The 22441-nt window shown below is 70.7% G+C and carries 19 protein-coding genes; 15 read left to right on the top strand and 4 right to left on the bottom strand.

The genetic code is table 11. The annotated features are described in order from the left end of the window. Positions 1-991, top strand: a 991-nt coding sequence (locus ACRDTB_RS28675) for a pyroglutamyl peptidase (RefSeq protein WP_431435282.1), incomplete at its 5' end; no start/stop codon positions are given. A 65-nt stretch (positions 992-1056) separates the two neighbouring features. Beyond that, complete coding sequence (locus ACRDTB_RS28680; RefSeq protein WP_431435283.1) at positions 1057-1800, top strand: GNAT family N-acetyltransferase; 744 nt, start codon at positions 1057-1059, stop codon at positions 1798-1800. Here the strand turns inward: ACRDTB_RS28680 and ACRDTB_RS28685 are convergent. Then, positions 1793-2530, bottom strand: a complete 738-nt coding sequence (locus tag ACRDTB_RS28685; RefSeq protein WP_431435285.1) for a hypothetical protein — start codon at positions 2528-2530, stop codon at positions 1793-1795. The two genes, ACRDTB_RS28680 and ACRDTB_RS28685, sit on opposite strands and share 8 nt — an antisense overlap. 218 nt (positions 2531-2748) lie before the next feature. On the opposite strand from ACRDTB_RS28685, the gene ACRDTB_RS28690 reads away from it, so the two are divergent. Further along, on the top strand, positions 2749-3219 hold the full coding sequence (locus ACRDTB_RS28690; RefSeq protein WP_431435286.1) for a hypothetical protein: 471 nt from the start codon (positions 2749-2751) through the stop codon (positions 3217-3219). Further along, positions 3216-4637 carry a hypothetical protein gene (locus ACRDTB_RS28695; protein ID WP_431435287.1) on the top strand — a complete coding sequence of 474 codons (1422 nt, stop codon included), beginning with the start codon at positions 3216-3218 and terminating at the stop codon, positions 4635-4637. Before ACRDTB_RS28690 ends, ACRDTB_RS28695 begins: the two co-directional genes overlap by 4 nt. 16 nt (positions 4638-4653) lie before the next feature. Here ACRDTB_RS28695 and ACRDTB_RS28700 read toward each other — a convergent pair whose 3' ends face one another. Further along, a complete protein-coding gene (locus ACRDTB_RS28700) occupies positions 4654-5448 on the bottom strand; it encodes a DNA-formamidopyrimidine glycosylase family protein (RefSeq protein WP_431435288.1) in 795 nt (264 codons plus the stop codon). Positions 5449-5580: 132 nt separating this feature from the next. Between ACRDTB_RS28700 and ACRDTB_RS28705 the strand changes: the two genes are divergently transcribed. The 6 genes from ACRDTB_RS28705 (at position 5581) to ACRDTB_RS28730 (ending at position 13387) form a co-directional block, all read left to right on the top strand. Next, complete coding sequence (locus tag ACRDTB_RS28705; protein ID WP_431435289.1) at positions 5581-8757, top strand: NACHT domain-containing protein; 3177 nt, start codon at positions 5581-5583, stop codon at positions 8755-8757. 356 nt (positions 8758-9113) lie between these two features. Beyond that, positions 9114-10724, top strand: a complete 1611-nt coding sequence (locus ACRDTB_RS28710; RefSeq protein ID WP_431435290.1) for an ATP-binding protein — start codon at positions 9114-9116, stop codon at positions 10722-10724. Then, on the top strand, positions 10721-11116 hold the full coding sequence (locus tag ACRDTB_RS28715; protein WP_431435291.1) for a roadblock/LC7 domain-containing protein: 396 nt from the start codon (positions 10721-10723) through the stop codon (positions 11114-11116). The genes ACRDTB_RS28710 and ACRDTB_RS28715 overlap by 4 nt, the downstream gene beginning before the upstream one ends. Positions 11117-11236: 120 nt before the next feature. Further along, on the top strand, positions 11237-11545 hold the full coding sequence (locus ACRDTB_RS28720; protein ID WP_431435302.1) for a DUF742 domain-containing protein: 309 nt from the start codon (positions 11237-11239) through the stop codon (positions 11543-11545). After that, positions 11526-12143, top strand: a complete 618-nt coding sequence (locus ACRDTB_RS28725) for a GTP-binding protein (RefSeq protein ID WP_431435292.1) — start codon at positions 11526-11528, stop codon at positions 12141-12143. Before ACRDTB_RS28720 ends, ACRDTB_RS28725 begins: the two co-directional genes overlap by 20 nt. Further along, positions 12143-13387 (top strand): cytochrome P450, encoded by a 1245-nt coding sequence (locus ACRDTB_RS28730; protein ID WP_431435293.1) that lies wholly within the window; start codon positions 12143-12145, stop codon positions 13385-13387. The genes ACRDTB_RS28725 and ACRDTB_RS28730 overlap by 1 nt, the downstream gene beginning before the upstream one ends. 202 nt (positions 13388-13589) lie before the next feature. On the opposite strand, the gene ACRDTB_RS28735 is transcribed toward ACRDTB_RS28730, so the two are convergent. After that, on the bottom strand, positions 13590-14873 hold the full coding sequence (locus tag ACRDTB_RS28735; RefSeq protein WP_431435294.1) for an IS110 family transposase: 1284 nt from the start codon (positions 14871-14873) through the stop codon (positions 13590-13592). A gap of 192 nt (positions 14874-15065) precedes the next feature. On the opposite strand from ACRDTB_RS28735, the gene ACRDTB_RS28740 reads away from it, so the two are divergent. Continuing rightward, a complete protein-coding gene (locus tag ACRDTB_RS28740; protein ID WP_431435295.1) occupies positions 15066-16175 on the top strand; it encodes a hypothetical protein in 1110 nt (369 codons plus the stop codon). Here ACRDTB_RS28740 and ACRDTB_RS28745 read toward each other — a convergent pair. Continuing rightward, positions 16147-16683 (bottom strand): GNAT family N-acetyltransferase, encoded by a 537-nt coding sequence (locus ACRDTB_RS28745; RefSeq protein WP_431435296.1) that lies wholly within the window; start codon positions 16681-16683, stop codon positions 16147-16149. The genes ACRDTB_RS28740 and ACRDTB_RS28745 overlap by 29 nt on opposite strands. Positions 16684-16967: 284 nt before the next feature. Here ACRDTB_RS28745 and ACRDTB_RS28750 point away from each other — a divergent pair, with 284 nt between their 5' ends. Genes ACRDTB_RS28750 through ACRDTB_RS28765 form a run of 4 tightly spaced genes read left to right on the top strand, consistent with a single transcriptional unit; the run spans position 16968 to position 22429 of the window. After that, a complete protein-coding gene (locus ACRDTB_RS28750) occupies positions 16968-19907 on the top strand; it encodes an ATP-binding protein (RefSeq protein ID WP_431435297.1) in 2940 nt (979 codons plus the stop codon). A gap of 58 nt (positions 19908-19965) precedes the next feature. Then, positions 19966-20355: a YciI family protein gene (locus ACRDTB_RS28755; protein ID WP_431435298.1), complete on the top strand. Its 390-nt coding sequence runs from the start codon at positions 19966-19968 to the stop codon at positions 20353-20355. After that, a complete protein-coding gene (locus ACRDTB_RS28760; protein ID WP_431435299.1) occupies positions 20352-21581 on the top strand; it encodes an RNA polymerase sigma factor in 1230 nt (409 codons plus the stop codon). The genes ACRDTB_RS28755 and ACRDTB_RS28760 overlap by 4 nt, the downstream gene beginning before the upstream one ends. Continuing rightward, a complete protein-coding gene (locus ACRDTB_RS28765; protein WP_431435301.1) occupies positions 21578-22429 on the top strand; it encodes a hypothetical protein in 852 nt (283 codons plus the stop codon). Before ACRDTB_RS28760 ends, ACRDTB_RS28765 begins: the two co-directional genes overlap by 4 nt. The last annotated feature ends 12 nt before the right edge of the window (positions 22430-22441 follow it).

A 22441-nucleotide genomic window follows, 5' to 3' on the forward strand; every position in this document is an offset into this window, starting at 1 on the left:
CACCCAGGGCCGCGCGCTCTGGGCGGCCGCGGTCGCGCGGGCACAGGGCAGGCTCGCCGCCGGCAGCCTCCCGGCCGCGGACGACCGGCCGCTGTACTGGGCGCGCCTGCAGCACACGAAGGCCCTGCGGCAGTGGACCCCGTCCTTCGAGCTCGACGCCGAGCGGCGGGCGGAGCTGATCGGCATGCTCGACCGCGCCTCCCGCGGCCAGGACTCGATCGACCACCGGGGCGGCACCAAGCGGATCCTCGTCAGCGGGTTCGACCCGTTCCAGCTCGACCAGGACATCCGGCGCAGCAACCCGTCCGGGGCGGCCGCGCTCGCCCTCGACGGCACGGTCATCCAGACCGCGGCCGGGCGCGCGCGGATCGAGACCGCGATGTTCCCAGTGTTGTGGGGGCCGTTCGCGCGGGGCGTCGTCGAGCGCACGTTCCTGCCGCACCTCGACCGGATCGACCTGTTCACCACGATCAGCCAGGGCCGGGTCGGCCAGTTCGACGTCGAGCGCTACAACGGGCGCTGGCGCGGCGGCTTCCCGGACAACGACAACGTTTCCAGCACCGGCGTGATCCCGATCCCCGACGGGGTGCCCACCGTGCTGCCCGCGCCCGAGTTCGTGCCGACGACGCTGCCCTACGAGCAGATCGTCGCCGCGGACACCGGCCGCTTCCCCGTCTTCGACAACACCACGGTCGTCGAGATCCCCGCCGGCCAGACCGAGCCGGTGACCCGGCCGGACGGCCCGACGCCCGGCTCCGTCGCCCGGCAGGGCGGCGGCGGTGACTACCTGTCCAACGAGATCGCGTACCGGGCCACGCTGCTTCGGGACGCGGTCGGCGCGGACCTGCCCGGTGGGCACCTGCACACCCCGGTGCTGGAGTTCGGCCCCGGCAACACCACCGAGCTGACCGACCCGGTGTTCGAGAGGAACCTGCGCGACATCATCGACCAGGTGCGCGCGGTCCTGGTCGTGGCCGCCGGCACCCGGTAGCCGAGCACGCGCGCGCCGGCCGAAATCCCGTTGGCGGCCGGCGCGTGCCGTGCCATGCTGGCGGCGTGTCCGCCCTGCAGTCACACATGCGCCGTGCCGCGGCGTCCGGCCGTACCACCGAACGGGTCGGCCCGTTCCTCGCGACCTTCTCGCCGGATACGGCCAACCCCTACCTCAACTACGCCATTCCCGACGACGGCGCCCGGCCCACCCGGTCCGACGTGGACGCGCTCACCGCCGCCTACCGGAGCCGGGACCTGGTGCCGCGCCTGGAGTTTCTCGTGGCGACCGCGCCGGACGCCGAGCCGGTGCTGCGCGCGGCCGGGTACGTCGTGGAGCGCCGGATCCCCGTGCTGCTCTGCCCGCCCGGTGCGCTGGTCACTCCACCGGCGCCGGAAGGGGTCGAGCTCGTCGTGCCGGAGTCCGATGTGGACTTCAAGGGGATGGTCGGGGCACAGCACGAGGCGTTCGGCGACACCTCGCCGGTCGACGTCGCGGGTGCCCGGGCCTGGCTCGAGAAGGGCGGCTTCTCCGTGTACGCCCGGGATGCCGCGACCGGCGAGCCGGTCGGCGGTGGGGTGGCCGAGCCCGTCGTCGACGGAACCGCCGAGGTCGCGGGCATCGCGGTACGGTCGGCCCACCGCAGCCGCGGGGTCGGCGCGGCGATCACCGTGTGGCTGACCGCCGCCGTCCACGACCGCGGCGCGCGCACGGTGTTCCTCACCCCGGCGGGAGTCGCGGAGCAGCGCCTGTACACCCGCGTCGGCTACCAGGCGGCGGACGACATGTTGCACCTGCGCCTCAGCTGAGCCGCCCGGCGCGGACCTGGGCGACGGCGGCGCGGGCGAGGTCGGTGTGGTCGACGCGGTCGTGGACGAACCGTGCGCCGCCGGCCACCGGTTCCTCGGCGAAGAACTCCCGGTGGCGGCAGGCGACGTCCTCGAGGAACTTCGCCTGCGCCTCCCGGTTGAACTCCCGCCAGTGCCGCCGGCCCCGCTCGAGCTCGTCGGCCCACGCGTAGGCGTCCGGCTTGACCGTCCACTGTGCCCAGATCGCGTCGAAGGCGTACCGGCTGCCCAGGTGCTGGTACTGCCACACGTGCGCGCACTCGTGCACGAGCACGTGGTCGGACAGCGTGTTCCTCTTCAGGTAGATCGTCGCACCCAGGGTGAACGGGCGGGGGTTCACGCCGAACACGCCCGCACGCCCGGGCACCAGCCGGACCGCCGACAGGTCGACCGAGCCGCGGTAGACCTCGGTGAGCAGCGCGGCCTCCTCGGCGGTCGGTACGCGCTGCCGCTGCAGCCCGACCACAGCCTGGACGAGCGCGATCACCTTGCCCAGCACCATGATCACCCCGCCGGCGAGCGCGGCGGGCACGTTGCGGGTGGCGAGGCCGGTGACGCTCGCGACGACCGCGGCGACGAGGCTCGTGCCCGCGACGACGATGCCGCCGAGCCACCGGCCGACCCCGGGCACCCGGGCCACGGCGTCACCGGCCCGGTTGCCGGCCGCGTCGATGCCGAGGTCCCTGGTCATGGCCGTGCCCTCCGCTTGGCGGTCAGCTGGCTGGAGCCTAAGTTGGCGGCGTGCGCGGAACAACGGCCGATCGGGTGGGGGCGGTGCCCGATGGTGACACCGATCCGAGCGAGTCGCGACTGACCACAAGCGACAAGATCCCTTAGTCTGGCGCCATGCGTGAGGAGCGAGGGGGTCGGCGCCGGCTGATCGTTGGCGTTGTGGGGCTTGCGGTGGTCGTGGCCGCGGCGGCGGTCGTGTTCTTCGTGGTGGACGGTGGTGAGGAGGGTGAGCCGGCGCCGGCCGGGCAGACACCCCCCGGCCGTCCTACGGGCGATCCGGGAGAGCCCGCCGAGCCCGACGCCGAGTTGGCGCGCCAGACGCTCGACTACCTCGCAGGTGAGGGGGCGCCGGCCTTGACCATGCACCGTGCGGCGGCTGGGCTCGGTGACCGTCCCGCCGCCGACCGGTGCCGGCAGGTCGGCGCGACCTTGGATCGGGACGCACCGCCTGACCAGCTGGTGCTCGTCATCGAGGGAGTTCCCGACGAGGTGTTGCGCGATTTGCTCGGTGATGAGCGGGCTTCGTTGGGGGTCACGCTCACCGCGTGCGTGAAGGGCGAGCAGCCGACGTACGAGCGGGTGGCACCGCTTCCCGACGCCGTCACCTTGGTTCAGCGGCGGCTCGATTCGCTGGAGGCGATCCGGTGATCCGCACCGTGGCTGCCCTCGCGGGACTGGCGCTGCTGACCGGCCTGCTGTCCCCGGTCTCGGCCAGAGCATCGGTCGCCGCGCAGGAGCGGCAGCAGGAGCGGACGTGGCTCGCGCTCGGCGACTCCTACTCCTCTGGCGAGGGCATCAAGGAGACACCGGCGACCTACAGCCCGACGCTGGGCCGAGACTGCCGGCGCGCTACCGGCGAGGACACGTCCGCGATCGCGTGGGCCCCGGAGGCACACAAGCTCGCCGGCGACGATCTCGGCCTGCGCAAGCCGGACTTCGTCGCGTGCACCGGCGCGATCACGGACGAGGCGCCCTGGCAGATTCACGAGGCTCGGACCCGAGAGGGCAGCCCGGACCGATGGGACCTGGTCACCTTCAGCTTCGGCGGCAACAACATCAAGTTCTCCGAGGTGATCAAGGGATGCCTCGGACTGCGCGTGAAATCCTGGACATCCTTCAAGGATGGCTGCGTCGAGAACGAGGACCAACTGCGCCACCGGGTCGACATGCTGGTCGGCAAGCGGCGCATCGACAGCGGCGAGTACGCGGGCTGGGTGACCGTACCGACCCTGTTCGATCTCGTCGCGGACAACGTCGCGCCCGGTGGCGATGTGATCGTCGCCGGCTACCCCAACCTGATCGAGGAATACCAGCGCTGGAGCCGTACCCGCCGGTACACCACCGGCATATGCTCCGGCATTCTCGGCGCCGACGTTCCGATGCTCCGCGACGTCGGCGCCTACCTCAACCAGCGGATCGCCGACGCGGTCGAGGCGGCGAACGCCCGGCATCGGGATCGGCAGGTCACCTTCCACTTCCTCGACATCGCGAGGAACCCGTACGAGTCCGGCGACGACTCGGCCGACCGACACGGTCGGTGTACCGACGACCCGTGGCTCAACGGCGTGACGCTGGGCAACCACGAGGGCGAGAAGACCTATACCCTCCGCTCCTTTCACCCGAACCAGAAAGGACACGCGGCGACCGGACAAGTGCTCGCCGACTATCTGCGCGACAACGTCCGGTTCGACGACACGACGAAGCCGGTCGGGAAGAACGCGATCGGCGAGGCGTTCCTGGGTAGCTGGCGGTCGTCAGCACCGGCCGACCAGCCGACGAGCGACAAGACCTACTGGGTGGAGATCACGCTGCGGGAAGGTTCCGTCCGCGCGGAGGTCGGCGACATCGGCTATCCCGGGCTGGACTGCACCGGCTCGCTCACGCTGGTCGAGGCCACATCGGACCGGCTCGTGTTGACCGAGCGGATCCAGGAGCAACCACGCCATCCGTGTGTTGAGCGGGGAACGGTCACGCTGGTTCGTACTGGCACCGGTCTTGACTTCTCCTACGAGCGGGAATCGGAGCCGGGAGATGTCGCGGTGACCGCGAAGCTGACCAAGAGGTGACCCTGTCCGCGAGCGGTCAACCACGATCCGTCGGCCCGGGCTGGCACTGCGGACAGTAGTAGGTCACCCGCTCGCGGGGCGCGGCTCCCTGGTTGGCCACCGATACCCGTCCGCCGCAGCGCAGGCAACCGGTGCGCTGCCGGCCGTACACCCACGTCGCACGGCCCCGCCGGGGGTCGCCAGTGGTGTTGCGGACCGGGCGTAAAGCGTTACGCAGCAACAGCTTCCGTGCGGCGGTCACCGCCTTGTCCGGGTCCACAGCCGACACCGGGGACCACGGTGACACGCCGAGCAGGAAGCACAACTCCGCCTTGTACACGTTGCCGATACCTGCCAGCAGGCGCTGGTCGAGCAGGGCCTCACCCAGCTCCCGATCGGGGTCGGCGGTCAGGCGCCGCACGGCCTCCGCGTGGTGGGCATCCGACCAGTCCGGGGCCAGCAGGTCGGGGCCGAGGTGGCGCACCAGCCGCTTTTCGTCGGCGGTGGGTACGAGGGCCATCTCGACCAACGACTCGCCGAGTGCGTACCGCTGCTGGGTCGCGAGCACGGCCCTGACCCGGTGGTTGACCGGCGGGCGGCGGTTGTAGACGCGCCACGAGCCATCCATGCCGAGGTGGCAGTGCAGGCTCAGCTCGTCATCGAACCGGAGGAATAGGTGCTTGCCGATGGAGATCGCTCGCAGGAACGTGCGGCCGGCCAGGTCGACAGTGGCGAGCCGGGGATGTCGTAGCTCGCCCTTGACAAGGGTGGCGCCACCGAGCGCCTCGGTCAGCCGGCGGGCCGTGGCGTAGACGGTGTCGCCCTCTGGCACGTTCCCAGCTTAGGCCGCCGACCTCACCGCGAGGGCGTCATATGGTGTTCAAAGCGCGACTCGACGCGGGCGCGTGGATCATCCGTCCCTGCGGCACGTTCGCGCGACGATGAGGAGGGCACCATCACTGGGGTGGAGAGCGCGGCCCTGAAGCTGGGTGGGGCGGTCGCCTCCCACGGCGCGAGGTCGTGGCTGCAGCGGCGGCGGGCGCGGTTCGAGCGGACGGCGAGCCTGGCTGAGCTGGCCGAAGTCGAGTTGAAGAGCCCGTTACAGCGTCGAAAGCTGGAGAACCTCGTCGAGCGGATCGGGCATCAGGTGGCCGAGCAGTTGGCGCCGGTGCTCGGGCAACGCTTCGGCTCGTTGCCGGACAACGAGGTGAGCGCGGCGATCGTTGCTGTGGTCGACGTGCTGCGCGAGGCGGATCTCTCTGACGAGGCGCTGCTGACTGCCGACGCCGATCCGGAGGAGTTGGCCCGGCGACTGCGCGCGCGGTTCCCCGAGCGTGCCCGGCACGTTTCGCTGTCCGAACGGGCGGGCGCGCTGTACGACCTTGGTCTCGACCAGGCCTGTCGGCACCTCGTGCAGGTGATCCGCCACCTCCCGACGTTCCAACCCGCCGCGCTGGTCGAGGTGCTCGGTCGGCTGTCCGCGCAGTCCGACCAGCTGGGCGCGCTGCTCGCGCGGACTCCGGTGACGAGCCTGCACGCGCCGCACGGCACGGATCACGACGCGGACTTCCGCACCGAGTACCTGCGTCACCTGGCGTCCAAACTGGACCGACTGGAGTTGCTCGGCATGCCCACCGTCGAGCAGCCCACGCTGGCACTTACCGTGGCGTACCTGAGCTTGAGCGTGGCCAATGAGGCCGGCCGTGGGGCGCGAGGTCCGGGTCGTCCCCGGTTCGAGGACTGGTTCAACCGGCTTGAGGCACCGCGGCAGGCCGAGGGGGTCTCGGTGGAGGCCGCCATCGGCGACACACGCCGCACGTTGCTGCGCGGCGACGCGGGTTCGGGCAAGACCACGCTGCTGAACTGGCTGGCCGTGCGTGCGGCAAGGGGCGAACTCGGTGGCGCGCTGAAAAGCTGGAACGGCTGCGTGCCGTTTCCAATCCGGTTGCGCAGCTTCGCCGTCGGGGAGTTGCCCCCGCCTGAGGACTATGTCGCGCACGCGGCCAAGACGATCGCGGGGATCATGCCGAACGGCTGGGTGCACCGACAGCTGCGCGCGGGGACGGCACTCGTGCTGGTCGACGGCGTCGACGAGGTGCCGGCACGCCGGCGACGCGCGGTCAGGACGTGGTTGCGCGAACTGGTGCGCAGCTTCCCGAGGATCGGGGTCGTGGTCACCTCGCGCACCGCGGCCGCCGATCACCGATGGCTCGCCGAGGAGCGGTTCAGCTCGGTGCTGCTGGAGCCGATGAGCCCGAGCAACGTCGTCGCCTTCGTCGAACGCTGGCACCAGGCCGCGGAGGCGGCGGGCGTGAGTGTCGACGTACCCGCGGCGCATCGGCGGTTGCGTGGTCAGTTGGAGCGTCCGCATCTCCGTGAGCTCGCGACCAGCCCGCTGTTGTGCGCGATGCTCTGCGCGCTGAACCTCGCGCATCGCTCGGAGCTGCCGCGGGATCGGATGGATCTCTACGCCAAGGCGCTGGCGATGTTGCTGCATCTGCGTGACGCCGAACGTGGCATCGACAGCCCGCTCGGCGACGCGGAGAAGCGGGTGCTGCTGCGCGACCTGGCCTGGCGGCTCACCCTGGCCAACCGGATCGAGCTACCTCGCGCTGATGCGCTGGAGCACCTGACCCGCAAGCTATCCGGAATGCCCAATGTGGACGCTGAGCCCGAGGCGCTGCTCGTGCACCTGCTGGAACGCAGCGGCGTGCTGCGCGCCCCGGTGCCCGGCCGGGTCGACTTCGTGCATCGCACCTTCCAGGAGTATCTGGCCGCCGACGAGGCCATCCAGCAACACCACGTGGACACTCTGGTCAGCCACGCGCACCTGGACACCTGGTGGGAGACGATCGTGATGGCCGCCGGCCATGCCACGGCACGGCAGGCGGGCCAGCTGCTCACCGGCATCGTCGACCGCGCGGAGCGGGAACAAGTCCACGCTCGGCAGCTGCGGCTGTTGGCCGCCGCCTGTCTGGAGACCGTGCGGGACATCGATCCCGCCGTGCACGCCCGCGTCGACGTCATGATCGAACAGCGTCTGGTTCCCCCACGCAACCTCCGCGAAACGGATTCGCTGGCCGCGGTCGGACACCGCGTGCTGCGCTACCTGCCCGGGCGCCTCGACGAGCTGTCCGAGGCCAAGGCGGCGGCGACGGTCCGCGCCGCCGCGCTGACCGGAAGCACCGACGCCCTACGGCTGCTCGCGACATACGCCCAGGACCCGCGCAACGCCGTGCAGCGCGAGCTGGAACGCGCGTGGCTTTACTTCGACCCCGAGCGGTTCGCAGACGAGGTACTCGTCGACTCGCCCCTTCGCCACGGCGAGTTCGAGGTGCGGTCCCGCCGACTGCTGCCCTACGTCTCCCGCCTACGTGCCCTGACCTCGTTGTCTGTCGGCCTGGTCGGTTCCGACTCGGAGATCCGAGACCTACGGATGCTGGACGGCGTGCCGGCCCTCACACAGCTTTCCCTGTCATGCGGGCCGCACGATGTCGACCTCACACCCTTGCGAGAACACCGACGCCTTCGGCAGGTCTGGCTGTACGGGGCAGGCCGATACACCCGGCTGCGTACCCTCGCGGCGCTTGGGGCATTGACCTCGCTCAACCTTCATCAGAAGCGGTCGTTCACCAACCTCGAATTCCTGGCCCACACCGCGGGGTTGGCGTGGCTGGCCCTGGGCAGGGCCGACGCGTCCAGTCTCGCTCCGATCGCAGACCTGCCCGCGCTACGGGATCTTGTGCTGGATCACTACACGAACCGCGCCTTGGCATACCTCCCCACGCTTGAGCGAGTCACCTCCCTCACCCTGTTCGCCCCAGTCGACGAAGGCGACCTGTCGATCGCGTCCGAGAGGTTTCCGCGCGCGACGTCTCTGAACATCAGCGCCTTCGAGAACTTCGACCTGGGACCGGTGACGACGCTGCCGTTGAAGAAACTGATCGTGCAGAACTCCAGCGTTGACCTTCGCCCGCTCAATCGACTTCCGACCCTCAGGTCGCTGTACGTCTTCAACCCGGAAGGAAGCGTGGATCTGAGTCCGCTGGCTGACCTGAAGGTGGAGCTGAGACTGACCCGCGGAGACGACTACACCGGTCTTGAGCGGCTGGGACCGAATGTGAAGATCAGGTACTGGTAGGCGGCGACCCCCGCCGGGCCGCGAGCTGTGGGTGTACGGCCGCGACCGGACCGTCTGCCAGCGTTGCGGCGGCCGGTCGAAGGGGCTGACCGGCGGCGACGCGGTAGACATGACTGCGCTTACGAGCCGCTTGACCCTTCCGATAACCTCATCTCTCGCTGCGGTCGGAGAAGTGCACACGGTGATGGGAGCGATGCCGCGCTGATGGGGGTGTCTGCTCCGGGAGGAGGAACGTTGACCTTCCGCGCGGGTGAGCCGCGGACGGCGTCGACGAACCATCCCCTGTCTCCGGCAGCACCGTCTGTCCAGTCCCCTCCTGATCTTGGCAACAGGTGATCATGACATCTTCATCGCCCGTGTCGCCTAGGCAGCGGCACGCGGGCCCGTGGATATGCGTCGGTGCGGTCACCGGCTACGTCCTCGCATCGCCGTTCTTCCTGCGCAACACGCCCGACGGCACGCTCTGGGTCGTGCTGTGGATCGTGCTCGGCGTCGCCGCGATCGCCCTGGTGATCACCGGTCTCCTCCTGACGACGCAGTCCGACCGCGAGCAGCTCGACGAGTTACACCACCTCGACGGTGAGAACCAGGACCTGGCCGCACTCGCCGAGACGCGCCGCGCCGCGCTCGAGAACCTGGTGGACCACCAGCTGCCGGCCGTCAACAACGGCGCGACACCGCCCCCGCTGCCCGACGCGGGTGGCGACGACGCCACCTCGAACCTCCTCGGCCGGGCCGTCGCCCAGCTCGGCCGGTACCGCGACGACAAGCGCGCCGGGCGCGACGCGGTCCAGGCCGCGGTCGTGTCGCTGGGCCGCAAGGTCCAGGCCTCCGCCCACCGCATCCAGGAGGAGGCGGCGCGGATGGTGCAGCGCCACCCCACCGACCCGGACGTCCTGCACACGAGCATGCGCGTCGACCACGCCGCCGCGCAGCAGGCCCGCAACGCCCAGAGCCTCGCCACGCTGTGCGGCGAGGCGCCGGGGCAGCAGTGGCACCAGGCACTCCCGCTCGCCGACGTCGTGCGCGGCGCGGCCGGCCGGATCACCGCGTACCAGCGGGTCGAGGTGTCCGGTGACCCGGGTGTGGCGGTCACCGCGCGGGCGGTCGAGCCGCTGATCCACGTGATCGCCGAGCTGCTCGCCAACGCGACGCAGTCCTCGCCGCCCACCACGCAGGTGCTGGTGTCGCTGCGGCACGTCCAGCGCGGCGCGGTCATCGAGATCGACGACGGCGGGGTCGGGCTCGACGACAGCCGGCTGGAGCAGATCCGCGAGATCGCGTCCGGCCGCCGGCCGGTCTCCCTGTCCGACCTCGGCGAGATCCCGCAGACGGGCCTGGCGGTCGTGGGTGCCTACGTGCGCCGGCACGGCTTCCGCGTGGACCTCACGGAGTCGGTCTACGGCGGGCTGCGCGCGATCGTCCTCGTGCCCGCCGAGCTGACCGAGCCGGTCGCGCCGGGCGGGCTCGTCTCCGCGGGTGGCCACGTCCTGACCCGGCGCTCCGAACGGCAGAGCGCCCCCCGGCGACGCCCGGAGCCCCTGCCGGAGCCCCTGCCGGAGCCCGAGCCGGTGTCCCTGCCCGTGCCCCTGCCCGAGCGGCGCCCGGAGACGCTGCCGGACCCCGAGCCCATGCCAGAGCCGATCGCCGAGTCCATGCCCGACCCGCTATCCGACCCCCTGTCGGATCCTCTGCCGGACCCCGTGCGGCCGGAGCAGATCGCCGACGATCCGGTGACCGCGCCGAACTCCGGTGAGTTGCCCGCACTTCCGCGCCGCCGGTCCCGGCGCGGCGAGACCCGGGTGTCCACTGTGGACTGGCCGGGGCAGGAGCCCGGGCCGCAGCAGACCGCCGAGCAGGCCGGTGAGTGGATGGGCGCGTTCCTCGCCACCGCACGCCAGCCGGACCCGTCCGACCACCACGACCGTGTGAGCTACGCCGACGACCATGGGGAGGAACAGCGATGACGGTCCAGTCCAGCGACAACAGCTGGATGCTGGAGTTGATCAGGACGGTGCGGGGGGTGCGACATGTCGTCGTGCTGAGCTCGGACGGCCTGCTCAAGGTACGCACCGAGCACACTCCGGCCGACGTCGCAGACAAGCTCGCCGCCGCGTGCGCGGGCCTGTCCTCGTTGGGGCACGGGATCAGCAAGGAGTTCGGCGTCGGTTCCGTCCCCCGGCAGGTGATGGTCGAGTTCGACGGCGGGTTCCTGTTCGTCCGCGGCGCGGGTGACGGCTCGCGGCTCGCCGTGGTCACCGAGTCGGTGATCGACCCCGCGCTGGTCGCCCAGCAGATGCAGGCGCAGGTCCTGGTGATCGGCGAGCGGACGTTGTCGACTCCGACCCGCAGCGGTTGAGCCGTGACCGAGTACCGCGACGAGCGGAGCGACGAACAACGCGGCCACCGCGACAACCACGACAACCACGGCGACAACCACGGTGACGACTTCCGGGACCACCCCGTTCGGTCCTATGTGATGACCGCCGGCCGGGCCCATCCGTCACGCAACACGATCCGGCCGGAGACGCTGCTGGTCGTCGACACCGACCTGCCGCCGCCGGTCTCCGCGACCCGGCAGCAGGCGGCGTTGCTCGACATGTGCAGCGGCGTGCTGTCCCTCGCCGAGGCGGCCGCGCACCTGCGGCTGCCCGTCAGCCTCGTGGTGGTGATCGCGTCGGACTTGGTCGACTCCGGTCACCTGTCGATTCGTTCCGCCATACCCAGTTTCGAGCGGCCCGATCGCGATCTCCTGGAGAAGGTTCTCAATGGCCTCCGCAAGCTCTGAGCCGACCACACCGGAGCGGTACGTCTCGCCCACGGTGGCGCAGTCGGTCAAGATCCTCGTCGTCGGCGCGTTCGGTGTCGGCAAGACCACGCTGATCGGGTCGGTCAGCGAGATCGCGCCGCTGCGCACCGAGGAGACGATGACCACCGCCAGCGTCGGCGTCGACTCACTCGCCGGCCTGGACGGCAAGACCACGACCACCGTCGCACTGGACTTCGGGCGCATCACGGTCAGTCCCGAGATCGTGCTGTACCTGTTCGGCACGCCCGGGCAGCGGCGCTTCTGGGACCTGTGGGAGGGACTGGCCGACGGCGCGGTCGGCGTGCTGGTCCTCGTCGACACCCGCCGGCTGGAGGACAGCTTCGAGGTGCTCGACCAGCTCGAGCTGCGTACCTCGATGCCGTTCGCCGTGGCGATCAACCAGTTCCCCGGTGCCCCGCAGTACCGGACCGAGCAACTGCGCGACGCGCTGGACCTGCTGCCGGACACGCCGATCGTCTGGTGCGACGCCCGCGGCAGGGACTCCTCGGCGGGCGCGCTGATCACACTCGTCGAACACGCACTCCGTTCCTCCACATCGTCGAAGGCACTCAACTGATGCCAACCACCGATCGTCGCCGGCTCATGGAGCTGACCGGCCTGATGCCGTTGTCGGCCACCACGGGATGCGCGGACCCGCAGGCCGCCTATCGCGAACTGCAGGACAGCTGGGGCGGGGTCGCGCCCGTCGAGCTCGAGCCGGGCGTGCACGCCTGGCTCGTCATGGGGCACCACGAGCTCTGCCAGGTCGTGCGCAACGAGCAGTTCTTCTCCTGTGACTCCGCGAACTGGCGGCTGCTCCAGGAGGGCATCGTGGCGCCCGACTCCGGACTCGGCGCCATGATGTTCCCGCGCGCGAGCGCGTACTTCGCCGACGGTGACCAGCACCGCCGGCTGCGCTCACCGCTGGACGACGCGATCTCGAGCCTCGACGAGCACCGGCTGGCCCGGTTCGTCCGCGCCACGTGTGCCGACCAGATCAACAGCTTCGCCGACCGCGGCACGGCTGACCTGATCGGCGAGTACGCCGCCGTCGTGTCGATCATGACCGTCGCCGGCCTCTTCGGCGTCAACCAGGACCATCAGGCCGCGTTGCGCGTGGCGCTGATCGCGATGTTCGGCGCGGAGTCCGAGGCGCAGGCCGCGGCGGGCAAGGAGGTGGAGCGCATCCTGGGCGACACGATGAACGCGCGCCGCACCGTGTCGTCCGACGACCTCACCTCGCTGTTCATGCGGCACTCGAACCTGCGGGGCGACGCCGAGGTCGCGGAGGCGACGGTGCTGATGATGGGCGCCGGCTACGAGGCGGTCACGAACTGGATCGCGCACACGCTGCGGATGATGCTGTCGGACGCCCGGTTCGCCGGCCGGCTGCGCGGCGGCCGGCTCGGCCTCGACGACGCGCTGGACGAGGTGCTGTGGCGGGACCCGCCGATGCCCAACATGCCGGCCCGGTACGCGCTGGTCGACTGCGAGCTGGCCGGCCATCAGGTGCAGCGCGGAGACGCCCTCATCCTCGGCATGGCCGCCGCGAACGCGGATCAACGGGTCCACACCGACGACCCGTGGCTCGAGATCGGCAACCGCGCGCACCTGGCCTGGAGCGCCGGCCCACACGCGTGCCCCGCGCAGCGACCGGCCCGGATGATCACCCGCATCGCCGTGGACACCGCCCTGCACCAGCTGCCCGATGTGTCGCTGGCGATCCCCCCGGACGAGGTGCAGTGGCTGCCCTCACCGTGGTCTCGTTGCCCGGCCAGCCTCCCCGTCCGGTTCACCCCACGCACCCGGCCCCGCAACTGATATGTAGTGCTGGTTTGTCAAGAGGCAGGGTGTGGCGCCCGTCCTGATTGCTCGGGGCGGGCGCCTCGTGGCTTCGTCGGTCGGGGCTGGGGTGAGTGTGTCGTTGGCGACGCGCGGTCAGACTGATGTGTGCGGGTTGGGTACCGCAGGACGGGTTGTTCGGCGGGAGCTGGCCGCGTGTCTAGGGGCGAGCGTCGCACGTTCATCGTCTGTTGTGGGTGGTGCGGCTCATTATTGCGTCGCGGGTCGCTTCACGCGCGCTACCCCGGGCGTGTGGTCGACGAAGCCGGGATCTGGGGGCGTTGCTAGTCCAGGATGGCCAGTGACCAGCACCAGCCGGCGAGTTCGCGGGCGATGACGTGGCGTTGGCGACGACGTGGCGATTGCGGCGGAGGTTGAAGGTGATCCAGCGGTCGTGCAGTCGCTGGTTGCCGGCGTCGCCGCGGGCGCGGGCGCGGGTCGCTGGTGTGGCTAGTGCCCACCGGTCGCGCATGGTCTTGCCGGCCACGTAGCGGGGGTGGTGGTGCCAGGCGGCCTCGATCGGTAGCCGACGGACGTGGGTGTTGCCGGTCTTGGTGATCGAGCCCTGGACCCGCGACGTTCCCGAGGAATGCTCGCTGGGCACCAGGGCGACGAACGAGCCGATGGTCTTGCCGGTGAACCGGTGCCAGTCGCCGATCTCGACGGCCAGGGCGAACCCGGTCAGGGTCGATACGCCACGCAGGCAGCCCAGCCGCCGCACGAGCGGGGTGAACTCGCTGTCGGCGGCCATGGCCGTGATCGCCACGTCGAGCCGATCCCGGCGCGCTTTGACCGTGAGCACTGCGTCGTAGTCCGACTCGAACGCCATCTGCACCGCTGGGCTGGGGAACCGCTGACGACGTAACCAGGCGTCGTGGACACCGGTCCAGGCCTGCCCATCCGAGTAGACGATGCCGTGGCGCAGCAACAGCTTCGACAGCCGATGCCGGACCCGCATCAAATCACCACGGCAGTCTTCTCGAGCCCGCACCAGATCACGTGCCGCCTCCTGCTCGACCGTCGGCACCACCACCGGTGTGACCTCGTCCAACCGCAGCAACCGCGCCAGATGAACGGCGTCCTTGGCGTCGGTCTTAACCCGATCACTCGAGGGCCGCTGCAACTTCGACGGCGCGGCCACCACACACCGGATCCCCGCCGCCCTCAACACCCGGGCCAACCCGAACCCGGTCGGGCCAGCCTCGTAAGCCACCGCCACCGGCCCAGCCAGACCCCCGACCCAGGACCGAATATGGTCATCTGACGGGGTCAGCCTCGTCTGAATCAACTCGCCAGTGACGCCATCGATCGCGGCTGCCGCCACCGATCGTGCGTGCACATCCAGACCCACACTCCTACGCTCGGTAAACACCGGGGCCTCCCACGTATGTCGGATAGGCCGAGCAGGCGGCCCCTGCCCGGCAACCCACGAATCTGCGTGAGCGAGGCCCCGGCCCGCAACCACTCACAACCAAGCGGTCACTCCATACCGACTAGGGCGCCTCGGACGGATCTTCGGCCGAGCGAAGGTGGTGCTCGGCGACGTCGTGACGCCAGACTGGAGGAGTCCGGAGGACGTACTACGTGAGTGGCCGGTGGGCACAACATGACGACGCGGTCTCGACATCACCATGGTTCACACCGTGAGTTGCTGAGCATGGCACCCGCGGCGGACGGGTGTGCCACAGACGTGGACGCGATCATCGTGCCCAACGCGCGCCCCGCTCCCGCCGTGGACCATGCCATGGAACTCGCCGCGGCGTTGGGCAGCGCCCTGGTCGTCCTCTGTAGCAAGCGATCCTCGGCGGACGCCGTGACGGCGGTCGCGCGGGACCGGAACATCGAGCTCATCGCCGTCGACGTCGGCAAGATCGGCGGTGACATCTTCCCGCGGTTCGAGACGTCGACTCTGTTGTCGGGCACGAGGTTCGAGGTCCGGGCGGACACCAGCTTCAAGCGGAACCTGGGCTTGCTGCTCTCGCAGGCGATCGGCTGGCAGCGCGTCGTGTTCCTCGACGACGACATCCGCATCCCCGATCCCGAGGACCTGCGCGTGGCGGCGGGCCTGACCGACTCCCATGCCGCGGTGGGCCTGTGCCTCGAGGGCAATCCGGACCACTCCGTCGTGTGCCATGCCTACCGGGAGGCCGGCGGCGCGCAGGACATGTTCGTCGGTGGCGGCGCGCTCGCGGTCGGCGTGCGAGCGATGACGTCGTTCTTCCCGAAGATCTACAACGAAGACTGGTTCTTCCTGGTCGGCGACGACGGTGCGTTGCTGCCGATCACCTCCGTGGGAACCGCTTTCCAGGGAGCCTACGACCCGTACGCCGACAACCGCCGAGCCCGGACGGAAGAGCTCGGTGACTGCCTTGCCGAAGGGCTGTTCTGGCTGCTCGACAACGGAAGGTCGGCGGCGGACGCCGACGTCGGCTTCTGGCGGCGGGCGCTGGAGCGGCGGGCCGACTTCATCACCGACGTGGTGAGCATGGTCCGGCGAAGTTGTGACGACCCGAGCCGGCGGTCGAGGATGCTCTCATCGCTGAAGGCGGCACGAGGTCAGTGCCTGTTGATCGAGCCGGAGCTGTGTGTTCGGTTCCTCACCGCGTGGCGGTCGGACAGGACTGCTTGGAGCGACTACGTCCAGGCGAGGTGCGTGATCGACTTGGGCCGCGAGTACGGATCGCGGTTCGACCCCGAGAAGGTGCTCGCCTCGCTCGGACTCACGCACGCGTCAACCGTCATGCGTCGTCCTCGACCAGACTCCTGATCAGGATGTTGCACTGCTCGTACTCCGGCTCGGGATTCGGCTGCCCGGCCTCGACGAATCGCCGGCACATGACGTATGGGTGCTCCCACACGTAGGAGGGTGCCCATTCCTTGTAGCCGAGGCGTTCGTAGAGCTTCTTGGCGTTCTCGTTGCCGACCTCCACCGCCAGCGCGACCTTCGTGCAGCCCCATTCCTCCTTCAGCCATTCCTCGGCCGCCTCGATCAATGCGGTGCCGTAGCCCTGCCCACGCTCGTCCTCGCGGATCTCCAGATGCATCAGGAGAGGCACGCGTGGCAACGCGTCGCGGATCTCCTTTTCCTCCGCCGGTTCGAGCCAGAGGTAGACGACCCCGACCACGGAGTCGTCCCGCCGGGCGAACAGCAGCTGGCCCTTGCCCGACTTCTGTCTTTGGAACCGGTCACGGAAAAGCGGCCCGTGTCCCAAATCGTTGGTCAGGGCATCCAGGTCCGGCTCGTCGCGGACCGGTCCGATGTCAAGGTCGCTCATGGGCTCTCGGCAACGTTTAACTGAGGTGGTGGTGATGACCGGCGAGTTGAACGCGTGCTGACCAGCGCGGCGCGGAGTTCCCCCGTTGATCGCGGCGAGAGCATAGCGGTGCCGGACATCGGTCGCGTCTCTGCCCGGTATCTGAGACGACGCCGGTCGAGCCACCCGGATCGGACACTCGGGTGTTTGCCGCGCGACCCCGTGATCAAGCATCCTGGAACGGCCCGTGTCACGTCGACCTTGGTTCGGGGCGAAGTCGAATGCAACCGGCGCTGCACCGTACGGTGATCGTTTTCGACGTAGCGGGCTTTGGCGACCGCCGCCGGACGAACGAGCATCAGGTCACGGTGCGCGAGGGCATGTACTCGGCCCTGTGGCGGGCGCTGGGCGAGATCGGCATTTCGGACTGCTACCAGGAGGACCGCGGCGACGGCGTGCTGTTGCTGGCCCCCGCCGACGTGCCGAAGGCGATGTTCGTCGACTCGTTCCCGCAGCGGCTCGTGGCGGCCATTCACCACCACAACGACGGCCGGGCGCCGGAGGAACAGATCAAGCTGCGCATGGCGCTGCACGCCGGGGAGATCCGCCACGACGCGCACGGGGTGACCGGTGCCGCCCTCACCCTGGCGTTTCGCCTGCTCGACGCACCCGCGCTCAAGACCGCGCTCGCGGAGAGCCTCGGGGTGCTGGCGGTCATCGCGTCGGCCTGGTTCTTCGACGAGGTCGTCCGGCACAACGTGGCCAGCAGGCCGGCGACGTACCGCCCGGTCTGGGTGGAGGTCAAGGAGACGAGCGCATCGGCGTGGATCTGCCTGCCCGACCGGCCGATCACTGCGGACGGGACACTCGCCGAGCGCCCGACCCCGAGTCCCACGCCGGGCCCGGCCGCCAAGCCGGGCCGGCAGTCGAGGCGAGGGCGGCGCGAAGCCGCCATGGCCCGTGTCGAGATGACACAAACGCTGCCACGGGACACCACCGCGTTCACCGGCCGGGAAGAGGAACTGGCCAGCCTGCTGCGGTCGGCGGCGGAGGTGACCGAGGCGGGGCGGGTCGTCGCGATCCACGCCATCGACGGCATGGCCGGGGTCGGCAAGACCACGCTCGCGATCCACGTCGCGCACCTGCTGGCGGACCAGTTCCCGGACGGTCGGCTGTTCCTGCGGCTGCACGCGCACACCCACGGTGAGCCGCCGGCCGATCCGGCGGAGGTTCTCGCCTCGCTGCTGTCCGCGGCCGGCGTCGCCACGCAGAGCATCCCGGCTGAGCTCGACGCGCGAGCCGCCATGTGGCGTGACCACATCGCGGGCCGGCGGTTTTTGCTGATCCTGGACGACGCCGCCGGGCACCAGCAGGTCGAGCCGCTGTTGCCCTCGACCCCGGGCTGCCTGGTACTGGTCACCAGCCGGCGGCGGCTCACCGCTCTGGACACCGCTCTGACGCTGCCGCTGGACACCCTGCCGCCGGACGAGGCGGTCGCGCTGTTCGTCCGGCTCTCCGGGCGTACGGTCACGGCCGCGGACGGCGAGCACATCGCGGACATCGTCCGGCTCTGCGGCTACCTCCCACTGGCGATCTCACTGGTGGCCGGGCGGCTTCGGCACCGTCGCTCGTGGACGGTCGCGGACCTCGCCGCCGACCTGAACTCCACACGAGACAGGCTGTTCGAGATTCGCGCCGAGGACGTGGCGGTGGCCGCGGCGTTCGATCTGTCCTGTCGCGACCTGCCGGCCAACGAGCGGCGGTTCTTCCGCTGCCTGGGCATGCATCCCGGACCCGAGCTGGACGCCTACGGCGCCGCGGCCCTCGCCGACATCCGGCTCACCGAGGCGCGGGAGTACCTTGATGCGCTCTACAACGACCACCTGCTCGACGAGCCCGCGCCCGGCCGCTACCGTCTGCACGACCTGATCCGCGAGTACACGCGCCGGATCACCGGCGACGCCGATCTCGGCCCGGACCGTGTCGTCCGGCGGCTCTTCGACCACTACCAGAGAACCGCGCAGCTGGCGGAGAACCACATCTACGGGAAGATCCTCGCGGACGAGCTGTCCGCTCCACAGCCCGGAAAGGTCATGCGCGAGTTCTCAACGCATGCCGAGGCCATCGCCTGGATGCACACCGAACGCGCGAACCTGGTGGCCTGCGTGGAGTACGCCGCCCGCCAGGGGCACCGGCTCAGGGCGTTGGAGGACGCGCTGACCTCCCTGTTGTGGGTCGTCGGCCCCTGGTATCAGGCGATCCTGCTCGAGCAGTCCGAGGACTCGGCCGACCAGCAGGGTGAGGAGCCGCTAAGCCGCGCTTACTCGCTCAACCGACTCGGGGAGGAGCGAAAGTCCGGCGGAGACTTCGCGGGGTCGGTGGCGGCGCACTCCGAGGCGCTGGCGATCTACCACGACCTGAACCTTCCGGAGCTGCGCAAGCGGACGGCGAACACCCTCAGCTTCATGGGTGTGGCCCAGCTCGTGATCGGCGACCTGCGTGGGGCGATCGAGTCGCAGACCCAGGCGTTGGAGATCTTCCGCAGCCTCGACTACCGGCTGGCCGAGGCGTACGCGCTCAACGAGCTCGGCGTGGTGCTCCGCGTCGTCGGCCGGTTCGCACAGGCGATCGAGGCACACACCCGCGCGCTGGGGATCTTCCAGGAGGTCGGCGGCAACTTCGGCAAGGCGTTCGCACTCGTGGGGCTGGGGTCGGCGCACCGGGCGATGGGCCACACCGCGCAGGCCATCCAGAGCCAGCAACAGGCACTCGAGCTGTACGGGAGTGTCGGGAGCCGGGTCGGGGAGGCCGACGCCCTCAACGAGCTGGCCTCGGCCGTCGGTGGCACCGGCGACTTCACCGCGGCCGACACCATGCACGCGCGGGCGCTGCGGATCTACGAGGACACCAACCACCGGCTCGGTCAGGCCGAGACCCTCAACAACAACGGTAAGCTCCTGCTGGAGTTCGGCGAGCCGCGACGGGCGCGGGACCAGCATCGATCGGCCATTCGGCTGGCACACCAGGTGCGCAGCCAGCTGGAGAAGGCGCGAGGCTTCGAAGGCATCGCCCGCTGTTGCGTCGAGCTGGGCGAGGTCGTGCGGGCAACGCCCTACTTGTGCCGCGCTGCGTGGATCTACCGACGGATCGGCGCCGCCGAGGCCGACGCGATCGAGAGAAGGCTCGCCGAGCTGCCGGCGTTCGGCCAGGCTTGCGGCGCGGCGAATAGGCGGCCCATCCGGTAGGAAGTGAGCTGTCGAGTTCCGGGCCGGCCGTTCGTCGTCCTCTTCGAGGAGGTATTCGATGCGGTACATGATGCTGATCTACAACTGTGAGCCGCCCGGGCCAGGTGAGCCGGGGTTCGAGGAGGCGGTGGCACGGATCAACGCGTTCGCCGCGGAGTGTCGGCGGCGCGGGGTGCTCGTGGCCGCCGACCCGCTCCAGCCGGAGAGCACCGCGACGACCGTCCAGGTCAAGGACGGCCGGACGCTCATCACCGACGGACCGTTCGCCGAGACGCACGAGCACCTGGGCGGCTACTACATCCTCGACTGCGACACCCTCGACGAGGTGCTCGAGCTGGCCGCGAGCTGCCCGTTCGCGGAGCTGGGCGCCATCGAGGTGCGGCCGCTGGCCACCGTGCCGGGCGTCGACCACACGCCGTCCGTGGTCCCGGCGGTCGCCCGCGAATGACCGCGCCCCGGCGGGTCGATCCGGTCGAGCGGGTCTACCGCGAGCACCGGGCGCGGATGCTCGCCGCGCTCGTGCGCGCGCTCGGCGACTTCGAACTGGCCGAGGACGCCCTCCAGGACGCCTGCGCGACGGCGCTGCGACGCTGGTCGGACACGGTCCCCGACGACCCCGTCGGGTGGTTGCTCACCGTCGCCCGCAACCGGGCCATCGACCGGTTGCGCCGCGCGCGGCTGGCGCGCGAGAAGGAGGCGACACCGGGCTCGACAGCGGAGACGACAGTGACCGATGATCTCGGGGCGAGCCGCCTCGCCGGTGTGGGGGACGAGCGGCTGAGCCTGATCTTCATCTGCTGCCACCCCGCCCTGGCCATGGAGGCGCGGGTCGCCCTCACGCTGCAGGCCGTCGTCGGGCTGACCGCCGGGCAGATCGCCCGCGCGTTCCTCGTCGCCGAACCGACGCTCGCGCAGCGGCTGGTACGCGCCAAGCGCAAGATCCGTGACGCCCGGATCAGCCTCGACGTGCCCGCCGACCACCTGCTGCCCGAGCGGCTGGCCGGCGTGCTCGCGGTCGTCTACCTGATCTTCACCCAGGGCTACACCGCCGAGCACGACAGCGCCGGGCTGCGGCAGGAGGCGATCCGGCTGGGCAAGCTGATCGCCAGCCTCATGCCCGACGAGCCGGAGGCGCTCGGTCTCGTCGCGCTGATGCTGCTGCACGACTCGCGCAGCGCCGCCCGGCACACCGCCACCGGCGACGTCGTGCTCCTCGCCGACCAGGACCGCGGCCGCTGGGACCGCGCCGAGATCGCCGAGGGCGTGCGGCTGCTCGACCGTGCGCTGCGGCACGGCACGCCGGGTCCCTACCGGCTGCAGGCCACCATCGCCGCGCTCCACGCGCGGGCACCGAGCACCGAGGCGACCGACTGGCCGGCGATCGCCGCCCTGTACGCGGAGCTGCTCGCCGTGACGCCGTCGCCGGTCGTGGCGCTCAACCACGCGGTCGCCGTGGCGATGGCCGACGGGCCCGCGGCCGGGCTCGCGCTCGTAGACCGGATCGAGGGCATCGAGCGCTACCACCTCCTGCACGCCACCCGCGCGGACCTGCTGCGCCGGCTGGGTCGCGCCGACGAGGCGGCCGCCGCCTACCGGCGCGCGCACGAGCTGGCCACCACACCCGCCGACCGGCGCTTCCTCGCCGGCCGCCTGATGGCATTGGACACCGCATGAGACTCGACGTGCTCGACCACGGGCACCGGCGCCGAGCCCGGCTGTTCCTCGCGACCGTCCGCCGTCTGTCCGGAGTGGACATGCCGGACGTCGTCGTGGTGTTGTTGTACCGTCCCGAGTTCTTCGGCGGGCCCATGATCGACCTGACCGTCGACGCGATGCGCGGCCCGTCGTACTGGACCGCCGGCGAGCGCGAGTACCTTGCCGCCCGCACCGCGCGGCTGTACCGCCTCCGGTTCTGCATCGAGGCGCACACCGAGCTCACCCGCATCGCGTCCGAGGGCTCGCTCGACGCGGACGACCCCGCCGGCGCGCGGCCCGAACTGCTGACCGTACGGGACTTCCTCGACACGGTGTCCCGGACGCCGGACCGGGTCGAGCGCGTGGACCTGCCCGAGCGCGCGGTCCGCGACGCGTTGCGGGTCAACCTGGTCTGGAACATCGTGAACCGCGTCGGCCTCGCGTTCGGCTTCGAGCTGCGCGAGGGCCAGCTGCACCGCGGCACCCGCGCGCTGCACCGCTCCGGCTACCGGCTGCCCGGCTTCCTCGTCGGCCGCCGCGACCGGGGCGACCTGGTCGAGAACCTGCGGTACGCGGTGTTCGACTCACCCGGTACGACCCCCACCGCGCTCCGTGCCGCAGCGGGGGCCGGCGGACCGCTCGCCGAGCCGTGGCGAACCTACGCGGCGACCGTCCGCGACACCCCGGACCGCCTGGCGGACGCCGACCTCGAGCGGCTCACCGCGGCGGGCCACACCGAGGACGAGGTCTTCGAGATCACCGTCGCCGCCGCGGTCGGCGCGTCGCTGCGCGGCCTGTCGGCCGGCCTGTCGGCCCTGCCGCGCTGAGCCGGGCCGAGC

Origin of the sequence: Actinophytocola sp. (assembly GCF_050699935.1) — a bacterium.
In the GTDB taxonomy this organism is placed as follows: Bacteria; Actinomycetota; Actinomycetes; order Mycobacteriales; family Pseudonocardiaceae; genus Actinophytocola.